A 14,861-nucleotide genomic window follows, 5' to 3' on the forward strand; every position below is an offset into this window, starting at 1 on the left:
GGGGACAACGACAGACGGCAACTGTGCAGCGGGTCTCTGACGAGGCCCTTACGCAAAGGCGCAGCCCGCCAGCACGTCACACCCCGCCACTACAATTGGCGCGCCAGATCCGTTACCGAGCGCTTCATGACCCAGCTAAACAAGCCGATCCCGCCGCTGCCGAAACTGATCTTCGCGAGCCGCTGGCTTCAGCTGCCACTGTACATCGGCCTGATCGTGGCGCAAGCGGTGTATGTGTACCACTTTTGGGTGGAACTGGTGCACCTGATCGAGGCGGCGTTTGGCAACGAAGCGGCGCTGGACAAGCTGGTCACGAGCATCGGTTACGTCACCTCGGCCAAGCTGGACGGACTCAACGAAACCATCATCATGCTGGTGGTGCTGGCCCTCATCGACGTGGTGATGATCAGCAACCTGCTGATCATGGTCATCGTCGGCGGTTACGAGACGTTCGTCAGCCGCCTGCGGCTGGAGGGCCACCCGGACCAGCCGGAGTGGCTCAACCACGTCAACGCCGGGGTGCTCAAGGTCAAGCTCGCGACGGCCATCATCGGCATCAGCTCGATCCACCTGCTCAAGACCTTCATCAACGCGGCCAACTACACCGACAAGGTGCTGCTGTGGCAGACCGTGATCCATGCGGTGTTCCTGCTGAGCGCGCTGGCCATCGCGTTGACCGAGAGGCTGATCCACCACCCGGGCGACGACGACCACTGACGCCCCCGCCCCCGTCGCGCCGTGCCGGGGATGGCGTGGCGCGCTGCCGTTACGTCAAGGGAACCCACCATGACCGCCATCCGCCAAGAAGACCTGATCCAGTCCATCGCCGACGCGTTCCAGTACATCAGCTTCTACCACCCGCTGGACTACATCCAGGCCCTCGGCCAAGCCTACGAGCGCGAACAAAGCCCAGCCGCCAAGGACGCCATCGCGCAGATCCTGACCAACAGCCGCCTGAGCGCCGAGGGCCACCGGCCCATCTGCCAGGACACCGGCATCGCGGTCGTGTTTCTAAAAGTCGGCATGAACGTGACCTGGCCCGACGCCACGATGAGCGTGCAGGACATGATCAACGAGGGCGTGCGCCGCGCCTACCTCAACCCGGACAACCCGCTGCGCGCCTCGGTGCTGGCGGATCCGGCCGGCGCGCGCAAGAACACCAAGGACAACACCCCCGCCGTGGTGCACTACGAGATCGTGCCCGGCGACCAGGTGGAAGTGATCTGCGCGGCCAAGGGCGGCGGCTCGGAAAACAAGACCAAGATGGTCATGCTCAATCCGTCGGACTCCATCTTGGACTGGGTGCTAAAGACAGTGCCCACCATGGGCGCGGGCTGGTGCCCGCCGGGCATCCTCGGCATCGGCATCGGCGGCACGCCGGAGAAGGCCATGTTGTTGGCCAAGGAGGCCCTGATGGCGCCAGTGGACATCCACGAGCTGATCGACAAAAAGCGGTCCGGCGCCACGCTCACCCGCGTGGAGGAACTGCGGCTGGAGCTATACGAGAAGGTCAACGCGCTGGGCATCGGCGCACAGGGGCTGGGGGGCCTGACGACCGTGGTGGACGTCAAGATCCTGGACTACCCCACCCACGCGGCCAGCCTGCCGGTGGCGATGATCCCCAACTGCGCGGCCACGCGCCATGTGCATTTCCACCTGGACGGCAGCGGCCCGGCCCAGTTGGAGGCGCCGAAGCTGGAAGACTGGCCCGCCGTGACCTGGACGCCCGACACGAAGAGCGCCACCCGCGTCAACCTGGACACCCTGACCAAGGAGGAAGTGGCGTCCTGGAAGGCGGGACAAAAGCTGCTGCTCAACGGCAAGATGCTGACCGGCCGTGACGCCGCGCACAAGCGCATTGCCGACATGCTGGCCAAGGGCGAGAAGCTGCCGGTCGACTTCACCAACCGAGTGATCTACTACGTGGGCCCGGTGGACCCGGTGCGCAACGAGGTGGTCGGCCCCGCCGGCCCCACCACCGCCACCCGCATGGACAAGTTCACGCGCATGATGCTGGAGAAGACCGGGCTGATTTCCATGATCGGCAAGAGCGAACGCGGCCCGGTGGCCATCGAGGCCATCCGCGACAACCGCAGCGCCTACCTGATGGCCGTGGGCGGCGCGGCCTATCTGGTGGCCAAGGCCATCAAGGCGGCGCGCGTGGTGGGCTTCGAGGACCTGGGCATGGAGGCCATCTACGAGTTCGAAGTGCAGGACATGCCCGTGACCGTGGCCGTGGACGCCACCGGCAACAGCGTGCACCAAAGCGGCCCGGCCGAGTGGAGCCAGCGCATCGCCAGCGGCGAGTTCAAGGGCATCGCCGTGACGGCGGGTTGATCCATCAGTGCAGGTGCCGCGGCTTGCGCGGGCCACCGTGCCCGCCGCCGGGGCTTGCGCCGCGCGGAGGACGGCCGAGCTGCAGCGAGTTCACCATGGCGTCGAAGCGGCTGGAGAACAGGCGGTCGATGGCCTCGACCACGCCGCCCAGCTCGGAGGCATCGAAATGCCGCTCCATGAGCTGCACGACATCCTGCACCAGCAGATCGCGCTGCACCTGCATGATGGCTGCCGGCGTCGGGCCAACGAAACACATCAGAAAATCGTCGCGCGCCTCGGCATCGGGCGGGGCATCTTCCTCGTCGAAATCGAGGTCGTAGAACGACACTTCGATCGCGGCGCCGGTGGCCGAGATCTCGTTGAGACCCATGCAGGCCTCCTCGATGGCCAGCCGAAAATCGTCGTCGCCTTCGATGGTCCAGCACATCTGCAGGACATGCTCCTGCGGGTCGAAGCGGATGCCCGGTTCCTCTTCATAGGAACTGGCCGCGGCATCGATCAGCGAGCGCGCGCCGACATAATTCCACAACGGCCGCAGCGCCTCCTGGATATGGGTGTAGTCCACGTCGTCACGCAGGCGGATGTCGCCATGCACGTGGATCTCGAACGGAGGGTTGTCTTGGCTCATGGTCGCCACCGCTGGGTCAAAGCTGCGATTGTACGGCGGGGTGGGCAGCGGGCGCGGCGCCCGCTCCCCTGGCCCCCAGGCTGCGCCGATAGAATCCCGCCCAGCGGCCGCGGGTGTGATGGAATCGGTAGACATACAGGACTTAAAATCCTGAGGCTGTAAGGCCGTGCGGGTTCGAGTCCCGCCACCCGTACCAACCTCTAGGCGGTCGAGAACGTGGTTGGCCTTGGCCACGCCATCGAACTCGGCGTTTTGGCCGCAGAGCGCCTCCAAGTCTTGCTCTGTACCCTCGGTCAGCAGGACCTCGTAGCGCGTCGGCCTGCCCACCATCAGGCCGGGGCCCGTTTTGCACGCAGGCGCGCCACCACCTCGGCAGCGTTCGCCCTCGGGCAGCTGATGGGCTTGGCTTGCGACAAGCAACGCATGGCCGCTTTCGTCTGACCACTTCAACCACGCCGCTGCCACGCGACGGCAAAAAAACCGTCCGTGCCGTGTCGGTGCGGCCACAGGCGCAGGGCGCCGCCTTCCACCACCGACGCCGGGTCGTCCACGCGGGCATCCGCCAGCAGCGCCTGCGCATCCAACCGCACGAAGTCGCCGCGCAGAGCGGTGGTGAAGGCATCGGCCGCGGCCTCGTTTTCCTCCGCCAACAGGCTGCAGGTGGCGTAGACCAGACGACCACCGGGGCGCACGAGTGCCGCAGCAGCGGCCAGAATGCGCTGCTGCAGGGCGGCCAGCTTGGCGACGGTGGCGGGGGTGTGACGCCACATCAGCTCCGGATGGCGCCGCAGGGTGCCCAGTCCGCTGCAGGGCGCGTCCACCAGCACGCGGTCGATTTTGCCGGCCAAGCGCTGCAAACGCTCATCGCGCTCGTGCGCGATGGCCATGGGGTGCACCTGGGTCAGCCCGGCCCGCCGGGCGCGCGCTGGCAAGGCGTCCAGGCGGCAGACCACGGTGTCGAAGGCGTACAGGCGGCCGGTGTCGCGCATGTCCGCCCCCAGGGCCAGGGTTTTGCCGCCGCCACCGGCGCAAAAGTCGGCCACGGTTTCGCCACGGCGGGCGCCTACCAGCGCCGCGATGAGTTGCGAGCCTTCGTCCTGGACTTCGATGGCGCCACGGGCATAGACCGCCAGTCCCTGCAGGGGCACGCGAGCGGGCAAGCGGATGCCCCACGGCGCATGCGGCGTGGCTTCGGCAGGCAAACCCGCCGCTTGCAGCTCCGCCAGCACGGCGGGACGCTTGGCCCGCAGCGCATTGACACGCAGGTCCAACGAGGCAGGATGACGCAGAGCGGCGGCCAGGGCATCGATCTCGGGCCCGACGGCGCTGCGCAGGCGCTCGATCAGCCAATCGGGCAGACCCAGGCGTACCGTATCGGGGATGGGCGTTATGTCCACCGCGCGAGCGCGCGCCTGCCAGTCGCCGACTTCGGCGGCGGCGGACGCATCGGCCTCGGCCAACGCCGGCAGGGCCGCGACTGGCCAGGCCAGCCGGATGACGCTGTCGCACCAGTCGGGTTGGGTCCGGCAGCGCGCCACATCCAGCGGCGCACCGCCCTGCCCCTGTAGGACCGTGGTCAAGGCATGCCAGCGGGGCAAATCGCGCAGCGCGGCGTAGAGGGCATCGCCCACCGCCTGGCGCAGACGCGGGCCGACCCGCTGGGGGCCGCGAAAGGCGTCGGAGAGCAGCGCATCGGGCGGCTGCTGAAAGCGCAGCGTCTCCTGCAACAGTCGGGTGGCCAAGACCAGGGGCGCCACCGCGGAGGGTCGGCGCGCCGGCGGACGGGTGGAACGGAACATGGGGCGATTGTCGCCGACGGCCCGCGGGCACGGTGCACGGGGCGCGGGGGTGCTCCGGGGCTGCGGGATAATCGCGCCCCATGCCAGACCTCGCCTCCGAGGTGCGCCGCCGGCGCACCTTCGCCATCATCTCGCACCCCGACGCGGGCAAGACCACGCTGACCGAAAAGCTGCTGCTGTTTTCGGGCGCCATCCACATCGCCGGCAGCGTCAAGGCGCGCAAGGCTGCACGCCACGCCACCAGCGACTGGATGGAGATCGAGAAGCAGCGCGGCATCTCGGTGGCCAGCTCGGTGATGCAGATGGAATACCGCGGCTGCGTCATCAACCTGCTGGACACGCCGGGGCACCAGGATTTCAGCGAGGACACTTACCGCGTGCTGACCGCCGTGGACGCGGCGCTGATGGTGATCGACGCCGGCAACGGCGTGGAGCCGCAGACGCGGCGGCTGCTGCAGGTCTGCCGCGCGCGCCACACGCCGATCCTGACCTTCATCAACAAGATGGACCGCGAGGTCAAGGCGCCGCTGGACCTGCTGGATGAGATCGAGCGCGAGCTGGGCATGACGGTGTTGCCGTTCACCTGGCCGGTCGGCATGGGCAAGCTGTTCCACGGCGTGTGGGACCGCCGCGCCGAGCAGATGCGCGTCTTCGCCCCCGGCGAGGACCGCCGCGGCGGCGACGAGGAAATCCTGGCCGGGCGCGACAACCCCTCCATCGAGCAGCGCTTCGGCACCGAGTGGCAGCAGGCGCAGGAGGAATTGGAGCTGGTGGAAGGCGCCACCCCGCCGTTCGAGCACGCGGCGTTTCTGGCCGGCACGCAGACGCCGATGTTTTTCGGCTCGGCGATCAACAACTTCGGCGTCAAGGAGGTGCTGGACGCGCTGGTCGATCTGGCCCCGCCGCCGGGGCCAAAGCCCGCACTGCAGCGCGAGGTGGCCCCGACCGAGCCCAAATTCAGCGGCGTGGTGTTCAAGATCCAGGCCAACATGGACCCTGCGCACCGCGACCGCGTGGCCTTCGTGCGCGTGGCCAGCGGCCGCTTCGAGCGCGGCATGAAGCTGCGCATCACCCGCACCGGCAAAGAGTTCAAGCCGAATACGGTGGTGTCGTTTCTGTCGCAGCGGCGCGAGCTGCTGGAGGAGGCTTACGCCGGCGACATCATCGGCATTCCGAACCACGGGCTGCTGCAATTGGGCGACACGCTGACCGAAGGCGAGGCCCTGCAGTTCACCGGGCTGCCATTCTTCGCGCCGGAGATCATCCGCAGCGTCGAGGTGGCCGACCCGCTGCGCACCAAGCAGTTGCGCGCCGGCCTGCAGCAGCTCGGCGAGGAAGGCGCGATCCAGGTCTTTCGGCCGATGGCGGGCTCGGTGCTGCTGCTGGGGGCGGTGGGGCAACTGCAGTTCGAGGTGGTGCAACACCGGCTGGAGACCGAATACGGCGTCAAGGCGCGCATCGCCGCCAGCCCCTACCACGTCGTGCGCTGGGTGACCTGCCCGCCGGAAAACGGCGGCGAGGCGGAACTGAAGCGCTTCATCGACGCCAACCTGCACCGCATGGCCTGGGACGCGGTGGATGCGCCGGCCATCCTGCTCGACCACCCCGCCACACTGCGCGCGGTGGAGGGCAACTGGCCCAAGATCCGCTTCCACACGATGCGCGAGCACGCGGGGCTGGTGTTCCACCACGCCTGAGACGGGAGCCGCCGCGATGCGCCTGTTCGCCCCGCTCTACGACCGCGCCCTGCAGTGGGCGCGCCACCCACGCGCGCCGCGCTACCTGGGGGCGCTGAGCTTTGCCGAGTCGTCGTTCTTTCCGGTGCCGCCGGACGTGATGCTGGCGCCGATGGCGCTGGCGCAGCCGCAACGCGCCTGGTCGCTGGCGTGGCTGACCACCTGGACCTCGGTGCTGGGGGGGCTGGCCGGGTATCTCATCGGCTGGCTGGCGTTTGCGGCCCTCGAGCCCTGGCTGCGCGCCAGCAGCTACTGGCCGGCCTACCAGCAGGCGGTGGCGTGGTTCGAGGCCTGGGGTGCCTGGGCGGTGTTCGTCGCCGGCTTTTCGCCGATTCCGTACAAGGTCTTCACCCTCGCCGCCGGGGCGCTGGCGATGCCGCTGCTGCCGTTTGTGCTGGCTTCGCTCGTCGGGCGGGGGCCGCGCTTTTTCCTCGTCGCGGCGTTGATGCGCTGGGGCGGCGCGCGCATGGAGCCGCTGCTGCGCCGCCACATCGACCGCATCGGCTGGGCGGTGGTGGCGCTGGTGGCGGCCGGCGGCGCCCTCTGGGCGCTGCGTTGAAGCGGCGGCTGCCCGGCGGTGGGACGTCGACCACCGCGCCGCAGGCGGGCTCAGTCCGCCATCTTACGCAGCCAGCGCTCGATGGCGCGCGGGTAGATCAGGTGCTCCTGCGTCAACACGCGCGCGGCCAGCGTCTCGGGCGTGTCACCGGGCAGGATCGGCACCACCGCCTGCTCCAGGATCGGGCCGTGGTCCAGCTCGGCCGTCACCAGGTGCACGGTGGCACCGGCGAAGCGGCAGCCCGCCTCGATGGCGCGCCGGTGCGTGTGCAGCCCCGCAAAGGCCGGCAGCAGCGACGGGTGGATGTTGAGGAGCCGCCCGGCGAAGCGCTCGACGAAGCCGGGCGTGAGGATGCGCATGAAGCCAGCCAGCACCACGAGCGCCTGCCCGTCGGGGTCGAAGCGCGCGATCGCCTCTGCGAGGGCCGCATCGAACGCCTCGCGGCTGGGGTGGGCCTTGTGGTCCACCACCGCGGTCGGCAGGCCCTCCCCAGCCGCCCAGGCCAGCCCCTGGGCGTCCGGCCGGTTGCTGATGACGGCGGCGACGAACGCCCCATGGCGCTCGCGCCAGCGCTGCGCCTGCGCCGCGCGCACGATGGCCTGCATGTTGCTACCGGTGCCGGAGATCAGAATCACCAGCGGGCGGGGGGTCGGTCGGGGGGCTGCGCTCATGGCCCGGCAGTGTAGCGGCTGGCGCTGTCGCGCCCCCGACAGCGCAAAACCGAACGACCATGCATAAACAGGGATTCGACCGACGAGGAGACGATGCATGGATCTGGCATTCACGCCCGAGGAACTGGCCTTTCGCGACGAGGTGCGGGCCTGGATCGCATCGCACCTGGCACCCGATCTGGCCGCCAAGGTGCACGCGGGTCTGCGCCTGAGCAAAGACGATATCCAGGGGTGGGCACGCATCCTGGGCCGCCAGGGCTGGCTGGCCTACCGCTGGCCCGTGTCCTTCGGCGGGCCGGGCTGGACACCGGTGCAGCAGCATCTGTTCGACGAGGCCCTGGCCGAAGCGGGCGCCCCGCCGATCCTGCCGTTCGGCCCGGTGATGGTGGCGCCCGTCATCATGGCGTTTGGCACGCCGGAGCAGCACCGGCGCTTTCTGCCTGGCATCGCCAGCGGCGAGGTCTGGTGGTGCCAGGGCTACAGCGAGCCGGGCTCGGGCTCGGACTTGGCCAGCCTGCGCACCCGCGCGGAGCGCGACGGCGACCACTACATCGTCAATGGGCAAAAGACCTGGACCACGCTGGGCCAGCACGCCGACTGGATTTTCTGTCTGGTGCGCACCAGCACCGAGGGCAAGCCGCAGACGGGCATCAGCTTTTTGCTCATCGACATGAAGTCGCCCGGCATCACCGTGCGGCCCATCCGGCTGCTGGACGGTGAGTGCGAGGTCAACGAAGTCTGGTTCGACAACGTGCGCGTGCCGGCAGACAACCTGATCGGCGAAGAAAACAAGGGCTGGACCTACGCCAAGTACCTGCTGTCGCACGAGCGCGCCAACATCGCCGACGTCAACCGTGCCAAGCGCGAGCTCAAGCGCCTCAAGCGCCTGGCGCAGGCCGAGGGCGTGTGGGACGATCCGCGCCTGCGCGACCAGATCGCGCTGTTGGAAGTGGACATCGTCGCGCTGGAAATGCTGGTGCTGCGCGTGCTCGCGGCGGAAAAGAGCGGCAAGCCCGCGCTGGACATCGCCGCGCTGCTCAAGATCCGCGGCAGCGAGATCCAGCAGCGCACCACCGAACTGATGATGCTGGTCGCCGGCCCGATGGCCCTGCCCTACTTGGAGCAGGCACTGGAGGGGCACGCCGCGGCCGACGCTCTGGGGGGCGACCCCGCGCTGGCCCCCCTGGCGCCGCGCTACTTCAACATGCGCAAGACCACCATCTACGGCGGCAGCAACGAGGTGCAGCGCAACATCGTCGCCCAGACGCTGCTGGGCTGATCCCCGATCCCGGAGACCGTCATGGATTTCGATTTCACCGACGAGCAAATCCAACTGCGCGATGCCGTGCGACGCTGGGCCGACAAAGGCTATGACTTCGAGCGCCGTCGCCGCATCGTCGCGGCGGGGGGGTTCGACGCGGATGCCTGGCGCGAGCTGGCCGATCTGGGCCTGACCGGACTGACCGTGCCCGAGGCGCACGGGGGGCTGGGCCTGGGCCCGGTAGAGGCCTTGGTCGTCATGGAAGCGCTGGGTTACGGCCTGGTGATAGAGCCTCTGGCGCAGACGCTGCTGGCCACCGCCGTGCTGCAGCGCCATGCCGACGCCGCGCTGCAGACCGACTGGCTGCCGCGCCTGGCCGCGGGCGACCGGATGGTGCTGGCACACACGGAGCGGCGGGGCCGGCACCGGCTAGACCACTGCACCACCACCGCCACGGCCGACGGGACGGGCTGGCGGCTGGCGGGCACCAAGCATGTGGTGCCGGCTGGCGACCGCGCCGACGCCTGGCTGGTGCCCGCGCGGCTGGATGGCACGCTGGGGCTGTTTTGTGTAGAACGGGGAGCTTCCGACGCCACCGCCACCGGCTACGCCACCCAAGACGGCAGTCGGGCCGCGGATCTGGTGCTGGACGGCGCGCCAGCCCGGCTGGTCAGCCGCGACGGCGACACCGCGCTGGCCTGGGCCGTGGATGTGGGCATTGCGCTGGCCTGCGCGCAAGCCGTGGGCGTGATGGACCGCACCCTGGCGCTGACGATGGAGTACCTAAACACGCGCAAGCAGTTTGGCGTGCCGATCGGCAGTTTCCAGGCGCTGCGCCACCGCGCAGCCGACATGAAGATGGAACTCGAGCTGGCGCGCAGCATGAGCTACTACGCCACGCTCAAGCTCGGCGAGCCCGACCCGCAACGCCGCCAGGCGCTGGCGCGGGCCAAGGTGCAGCTCGGGCGATCGATGCGCTTCGTGGGCCAGCAGGCGGTGCAACTGCACGGCGGCATCGGCGTCACGGACGAGTACGTCGTCAGCCACTGCTTCAAGACGCTGACGCAGCTGGAGCTGACCTTTGGCGACACGCTGCACCACCTGGGCGAAGTCGCCGCCCGCATGACGGACGAGGCCGGCGTGGCGGCCTGAGCGCCCTGCCCCATGGGCGTCGGGCGGCTGGTGATGCAAGCCGCTGCCGCGCAGCTCACCCCCGTGACGCTGGAGTTGGGCGGCAAATCCCCGGCCATCGTGGGCCCGGGCGCCGATCTAGCCCAGGCGGCCGACCGCATCGCCACCGCCAAGGGCTGGAACGCCGGGCAAACCTGCATCGCGCCGGACTATTGTCTGGTGCCACGTGCGCGGCAGGCCGACTTCGTCGCCGCCCTGCACCAGAGTGTGCGGCGGCGCTGGCCGCTGGGCGAGGCGGACCCGGACTACACCGCGCTGATTTCCACCGCCGCCTGGGCACGCATGCAACGGCTGGCGGAAGAAGCCACTGCGGGCGGTGCCACGCTGGTGCCACTCATGAGTCGGACCCGGGATGCCGGGCCTACCGGCGCGCGCTGCATGGGGCCGGTCGCCGTGCTGGACCCGCCGGCCGACTGTGCGCTGATGCGCGAGGAAATTTTTGGCCCGCTGCCGCCCATCGTTCCCTACGACGGCGGCGTGGAGTCGGCCATGGCCGCGGTCAACGACTGCACGCTGCACCAGCCCCAGCACGGCCTGCCGTTTGGCGGCATCGGGCCGAGCGGCATGGGGGTCTACCACGGCCGGCATGGATTCGACCGGTTCTCGCACCTGAAAGGGGTGTACCTGCAGCACCCGCTGGTGGGCGCGGTCTTCGACCGCTGGGTGCGGCCGCCCTACGGTGCCTTCAGCGCGCGGTTGTTGCGCTGGATGCTGCGGCGCTAGGGTTTCACCCTCCCCACCAGCCGGCGCGCCACCCCCACACACCCACGGCCAACGCCGCCAGCAGCGGCACCAGCCAGCGCCAGGGCGAGGGCGTATCGGCATCCGGATCGGCCCCGCCGCGCTGGGCACCGGGGGCAACGCCGCCAGCGCGGTCAGCCGCACGCCAAAGGGGATGCTGATGCGGGCACGAATGTTCACGGCCCAGCCGTTGGCGTCCAGCAGGGGACCGATGTTGCGCTGCCTCAGCTTGAGCCACGCCAGCAACACCGACGGTCCCGAGATCAGCACCATCAACCCCAGCACCACGAGCGGCATCTGCCACCACGCCAGTTGCAAAAAGCCCGTGACCACGGCGGCGAGCGCCGTGCCGATCGCCCCCAGCGCCAGGCCGATGGCGGCAAAGATACCAGCAAAGCGCGCAATGTCGAAAGCGTGCTGCCCCGCGGGCTTGGCCTCGGCCCGCTGCACGGCCTCGGCCCCCGCGCCGACGCGCTCGGCCGCCTGGGCCTGCACCGCCTGCTCGCGGGCTGCGGCGAACTTGCGCACCTGCTCGCCGATCAGCCGCGCGACCCGTTTGTAGGGGACCCAGAAGGCCTCGCGCACGCTGATCGGGTTTTCCACCACGCGCACGACGCGCGCGTTCCAGTCCCGCCCCCGGCGATCGACGAATACCCCGTTGCACCCCGGGACCATGAAGTCCGGCGCATCGCCGGCGGTCAGGGCGGCGACGATGGTCATTGGCGGCTCGCCGGCGCGCTCGCACTGGCAGTACAGCAGATACAGCCCGCTGTAGGCGGCGAGCTGCGCATGTGCGGCCGCATCGGCCACGGGTAGGCACAACCGGCATTCGCGCTGGTCGATGAACAGCGTGCCGGCCTGGAAGGCGGCCGGCTGCGCCCCACCGTAAAAATCCGCAAAGTTGACGACGTTGCGCAACAGGACGCCCAGATCGCGGCGCCACAGCAGCAGGCGCTGCAGCGCATCCAGGCGATCCGCCAGCGCGGCGGCCTCGCGATCGCGCGCCATCAGGGCCCGCAGACGCGCGGGCACATCGGCGGTGCGCCACTGGGCCAGGGCATCGGCATCCCAATCGGCAACCGGTGTATCCGGGCGCGCCACCGCCCACGCGCGCCAGGCGCCCAGGCGCTCGCACAGCCGCGACCAGCCGTCGGCCTCCAAGGTGTCGCGCTTGCCCAGCAACGGGGCGACGGCCTGCTCGTGCAGTGCGGCGATGGCCGCCGCCCAGGCGGGGTTGATGCCATCGCGCAGCGGCAGCACGGCCGACGGCTGCACATGGGCCAACGGCAAGGCGGCGAGTTCGGGCCGATCCGGGCTGAGCGCCTGATCGGCCAGGGCCTGCACCTGCTCGGGCGTCCAATCGAGGGCGGCCGCGGCCCGGGGGTCGAACGCGGCCAGCCGACAGCGGGTGAAGTGATCCTCCACCTTGGCCGCCACGGCATCCACCGCGTGCAGCGCCGCGGCCATCGCCTGCGCGTCGCCGGGCGGCCGGGCTGCCTGCCACGCCAGCACCGCGGCCACGTCGGCCTCGCACGCGGCCAGCGCCTCGGCGTCGATGCCGGGCTGGCCGCTGCGGTCGGGCGTCGCCCCGCGTGCGGCGGCGATCCGCTCCACCCAGTCCGCCAGGCCCGCGTCCTCCGCACGGGCCAGATCGGCCGGCACGACCCCGTCGCCGTTCGGCAACGCCGGGGGGAAGACCTGCGCCGGGTCCGCCATGTCCGACGCCTGCAGCGCCTCGGCGCCCGGGCGGCCTGCGCGCACCAGCAGTTCGCGCGCGGCGGCCTGCAGCGCCACCCCTTCTTCGTCCTCGGTCAGCGCCGCCAGCGGCAAGGCATCGCCGGGCAAGAAGATGAGCGCCGGATCGCGCAGCCGCTGGCCCAGCCAGCGCACGGCGTCGCGCACCTCGGGCAGCCGCACGCGACCGTCGCTGTCGCTGTCGAGCGCCGCCAGCGTCTGCGGCGCAATGGCCAGTCCTGCGGTCGGGCAGGCCAGCGCTGCCCACAGCTTGGGGTCCAGCTCTCCCAGGCCCCACAGGTCGGCGGCATGGTCCAGCCGCACCTGCTCCACGCCGCCGGCGCGGAAAAAGCGCCAGCGGTGGGCGTCTGCGACAGCGGTGGCACAGGCGTCCGGTATGGGGAGCTCCTTCGCGGCGGATGGGGATGGTAGGGGCGGCGCGGTGGAGCCATCGTAACCGGCTTTTCCGCGCCATGGGCGCTGGCGTGCGGCGCCGGGGACCCGCCCCAACCTGGGGGTATGCCTCGAGTCGTGGGTTCAGGCACGCAGGCGGGAATGCCGCGGCAGGTGCGCCAGCAGAAACTCCATCTGGTCCGCCAGGATGCGGCGGTTACGCAGGATGAAGTCCTCCCACAGGCTAGGCACATAGGGCGCGTAGAGCAGGGACATGTGCGCCTGCTCGGGCGTGCGGTTGCCCTTGCGGTGGTTGCAGGCGCGACAGGCGGTCACCACATTCATCCAGTGGTCGCGCCCACCTTGCGCGAGCGGCCGGATGTGCTCGCGCGTCAGCAGGGCTTCGTCGAAGCGTTCCCCGCAGTAGGCGCACACATGCCGGTCGCGGGCGAACAGCTTAGCGTTGGACAGCGACGGCACGATGTCGAACGGGTTGATCGCCGTCTGGCCCCGGGTGCCGATGATGGAGTGCACCGCCACCACCGATTGCCGGCCGGTGCGCGCGTTGTGCCCGCCGCGAAACGTGGCAATTTGCGCCCCCGCCACCCAGCGCACATCGCCGGCAGCGTAGTGCAGCACGGCCTCCTCCAGCGTCAACCACGCCTGCGGCAGGCCTTGCCCGGTCAACTTCAGCACCCTCATGGCTGTGTCATAGTAACGCGCTTTGGCGACGTTCGCGTGACAGCCGCCCGCCCACCATGAAGATCACCTACGGCTTGCACAACCTGCGCCAGCGTCCCGCCTCGTCGCGGGCGCTGACCATTGGCAACTTCGACGGGGTACACCGCGGTCACCAGGCGATGCTGGCGTTGCTCATCAACGAGGCGCGGCACCGCGGCGTGCCGTCGTGCGCCGTCACCTTCGAGCCGCATCCGCGGGATTTTTTCGCCGCCCGCCACCGCCGTCCGGAACTGGCACCCGCGCGCATCGCCACGCTGCGCGACAAGCTCGCCGAGCTGCGCCGCTGCGGGATCGACGAATGCGTGATCCTGCCGTTCGACGACGCGCTGGCCGGGCTGTCGGCCGATGCGTTCGTGGACGAGGTGCTGGTCGGCGCCCTGGGCGCGCGGTATGTGCTGGTGGGCGACGACTTTCGGTTCGGCGCGCAGCGCCGCGGCGACTACGCGCTGCTCGACGCGGCGGGCGAGGCCCGGGGCTTCGACGTCGCGCGCATGATGAGCTACGAGGTGCACGGGCTGCGCGTGTCCAGCTCGGCCGTGCGCGAGGCGCTCACCGCCGGCGACATGGCGCGCGCCGCCGCCCTGCTGGGGCGCCCCTACGCCATCAGTGGGCATGTGGTACACGGGCGCAAACTGGGCCGCGCCCTCGGCGAGTCGGCCTCCGGTCACGGGGACGGCTTTCGCACCCTCAACCTGCGCTTCGACCACTGGAAGCCGGCCGCCAGCGGCATTTTCGTCGTGCAGGTGCATGGGCTGGATCCGGCGCCCGACGCCGCCCCGCTGCCCGGAGTGGCCAACCTGGGCGTGCGCCCCTCGCTGGACCCCAACGACGTCAACGGTGGCCGCGTGCTGCTGGAAACCCACTGTCTGGACTGGCCCGAGCGGGTGCGCGCCGCCCTGGCGCACGCCCCGGTGCCGGGAGAGGCCTACGGTAGAATCATCCGCGTCGAATTGCTGCACAAGCTGCACGACGAACGCCGGTATGACAGCCTGGATGCCCTGACCGCCGGCATCGCACAGGATTGCGCCGATGCCCGCGCCTGGTTTGCCGCGCACGGCCCCACGCCCGCC

The 14,861-nt window shown here is 70.1% G+C and carries 12 protein-coding genes and 1 tRNA gene; 9 read left to right on the top strand and 4 right to left on the bottom strand.

The features are described 5' to 3' along the window. The first annotated feature begins 126 nt into the window (after positions 1-126). On the top strand, positions 127-717 hold the full coding sequence (locus V7026_RS02350; protein ID WP_334153639.1) for a TIGR00645 family protein: 591 nt from the start codon (positions 127-129) through the stop codon (positions 715-717). Between the two features lie 69 nt (positions 718-786). After that, positions 787-2,337 (top strand): fumarate hydratase, encoded by a 1,551-nt coding sequence (locus tag V7026_RS02355; protein ID WP_334153640.1) that lies wholly within the window; start codon positions 787-789, stop codon positions 2,335-2,337. A gap of 4 nt (positions 2,338-2,341) precedes the next feature. Here V7026_RS02355 and V7026_RS02360 read toward each other — a convergent pair whose 3' ends face one another. Beyond that, the gene (locus tag V7026_RS02360) at positions 2,342-2,965 is read right to left on the bottom strand and encodes a DUF6806 family protein (RefSeq protein ID WP_334153641.1); all 624 of its coding nucleotides are present in this window, start codon (positions 2,963-2,965) and stop codon (positions 2,342-2,344) included. A gap of 109 nt (positions 2,966-3,074) precedes the next feature. Between V7026_RS02360 and V7026_RS02365 the strand changes: the two genes are divergently transcribed. Further along, a tRNA-Leu gene (locus tag V7026_RS02365) sits at positions 3,075-3,161 on the top strand. Positions 3,162-3,411: 250 nt separating this feature from the next. Here V7026_RS02365 and V7026_RS02370 read toward each other — a convergent pair. After that, positions 3,412-4,764, bottom strand: coding sequence for an RsmB/NOP family class I SAM-dependent RNA methyltransferase (locus tag V7026_RS02370; protein WP_334153642.1), 1,353 nt, complete (start codon positions 4,762-4,764; stop codon positions 3,412-3,414). An 80-nt stretch (positions 4,765-4,844) separates the two neighbouring features. On the opposite strand from V7026_RS02370, the gene V7026_RS02375 reads away from it, so the two are divergent. After that, the gene (locus V7026_RS02375; protein WP_334153643.1) at positions 4,845-6,461 is read left to right on the top strand and encodes a peptide chain release factor 3; all 1,617 of its coding nucleotides are present in this window, start codon (positions 4,845-4,847) and stop codon (positions 6,459-6,461) included. Positions 6,462-6,477: 16 nt separating this feature from the next. Continuing rightward, positions 6,478-7,059, top strand: a complete 582-nt coding sequence (locus V7026_RS02380; protein ID WP_334153644.1) for a YqaA family protein — start codon at positions 6,478-6,480, stop codon at positions 7,057-7,059. A gap of 50 nt (positions 7,060-7,109) precedes the next feature. On the opposite strand, the gene purN is transcribed toward V7026_RS02380, so the two are convergent. Then, the gene (purN, locus tag V7026_RS02385; RefSeq protein ID WP_334153645.1) at positions 7,110-7,730 is read right to left on the bottom strand and encodes a phosphoribosylglycinamide formyltransferase; all 621 of its coding nucleotides are present in this window, start codon (positions 7,728-7,730) and stop codon (positions 7,110-7,112) included. A 97-nt stretch (positions 7,731-7,827) separates the two neighbouring features. Here purN and V7026_RS02390 point away from each other — a divergent pair, with 97 nt between their 5' ends. Genes V7026_RS02390 through V7026_RS11420 form a run of 3 tightly spaced genes read left to right on the top strand, consistent with a single transcriptional unit; the run spans position 7,828 to position 10,905 of the window. Then, the gene (locus V7026_RS02390) at positions 7,828-9,009 is read left to right on the top strand and encodes an acyl-CoA dehydrogenase family protein (protein WP_334153646.1); all 1,182 of its coding nucleotides are present in this window, start codon (positions 7,828-7,830) and stop codon (positions 9,007-9,009) included. 21 nt (positions 9,010-9,030) lie between these two features. Beyond that, complete coding sequence (locus tag V7026_RS02395) at positions 9,031-10,143, top strand: acyl-CoA dehydrogenase family protein (RefSeq protein ID WP_334153647.1); 1,113 nt, start codon at positions 9,031-9,033, stop codon at positions 10,141-10,143. A 33-nt stretch (positions 10,144-10,176) separates the two neighbouring features. Continuing rightward, positions 10,177-10,905 (top strand): aldehyde dehydrogenase family protein, encoded by a 729-nt coding sequence (locus V7026_RS11420; RefSeq protein ID WP_443082302.1) that lies wholly within the window; start codon positions 10,177-10,179, stop codon positions 10,903-10,905. Positions 10,906-13,194: 2,289 nt separating this feature from the next. Here V7026_RS11420 and V7026_RS02405 read toward each other — a convergent pair. Then, entirely contained in the window at positions 13,195-13,752 is a 558-nt protein-coding gene (locus V7026_RS02405; RefSeq protein WP_334153649.1) for an HNH endonuclease, read from the bottom strand. A gap of 56 nt (positions 13,753-13,808) precedes the next feature. Between V7026_RS02405 and V7026_RS02410 the strand changes: the two genes are divergently transcribed. Then, on the top strand, positions 13,809-14,861 hold a 1,053-nt coding region (locus tag V7026_RS02410), incomplete at its 3' end, for a bifunctional riboflavin kinase/FAD synthetase (protein ID WP_334153650.1).

The organism is Tepidimonas sp. (genome assembly GCF_036825565.1).
GTDB lineage: Bacteria > Pseudomonadota > Gammaproteobacteria > Burkholderiales > Burkholderiaceae_C > Tepidimonas.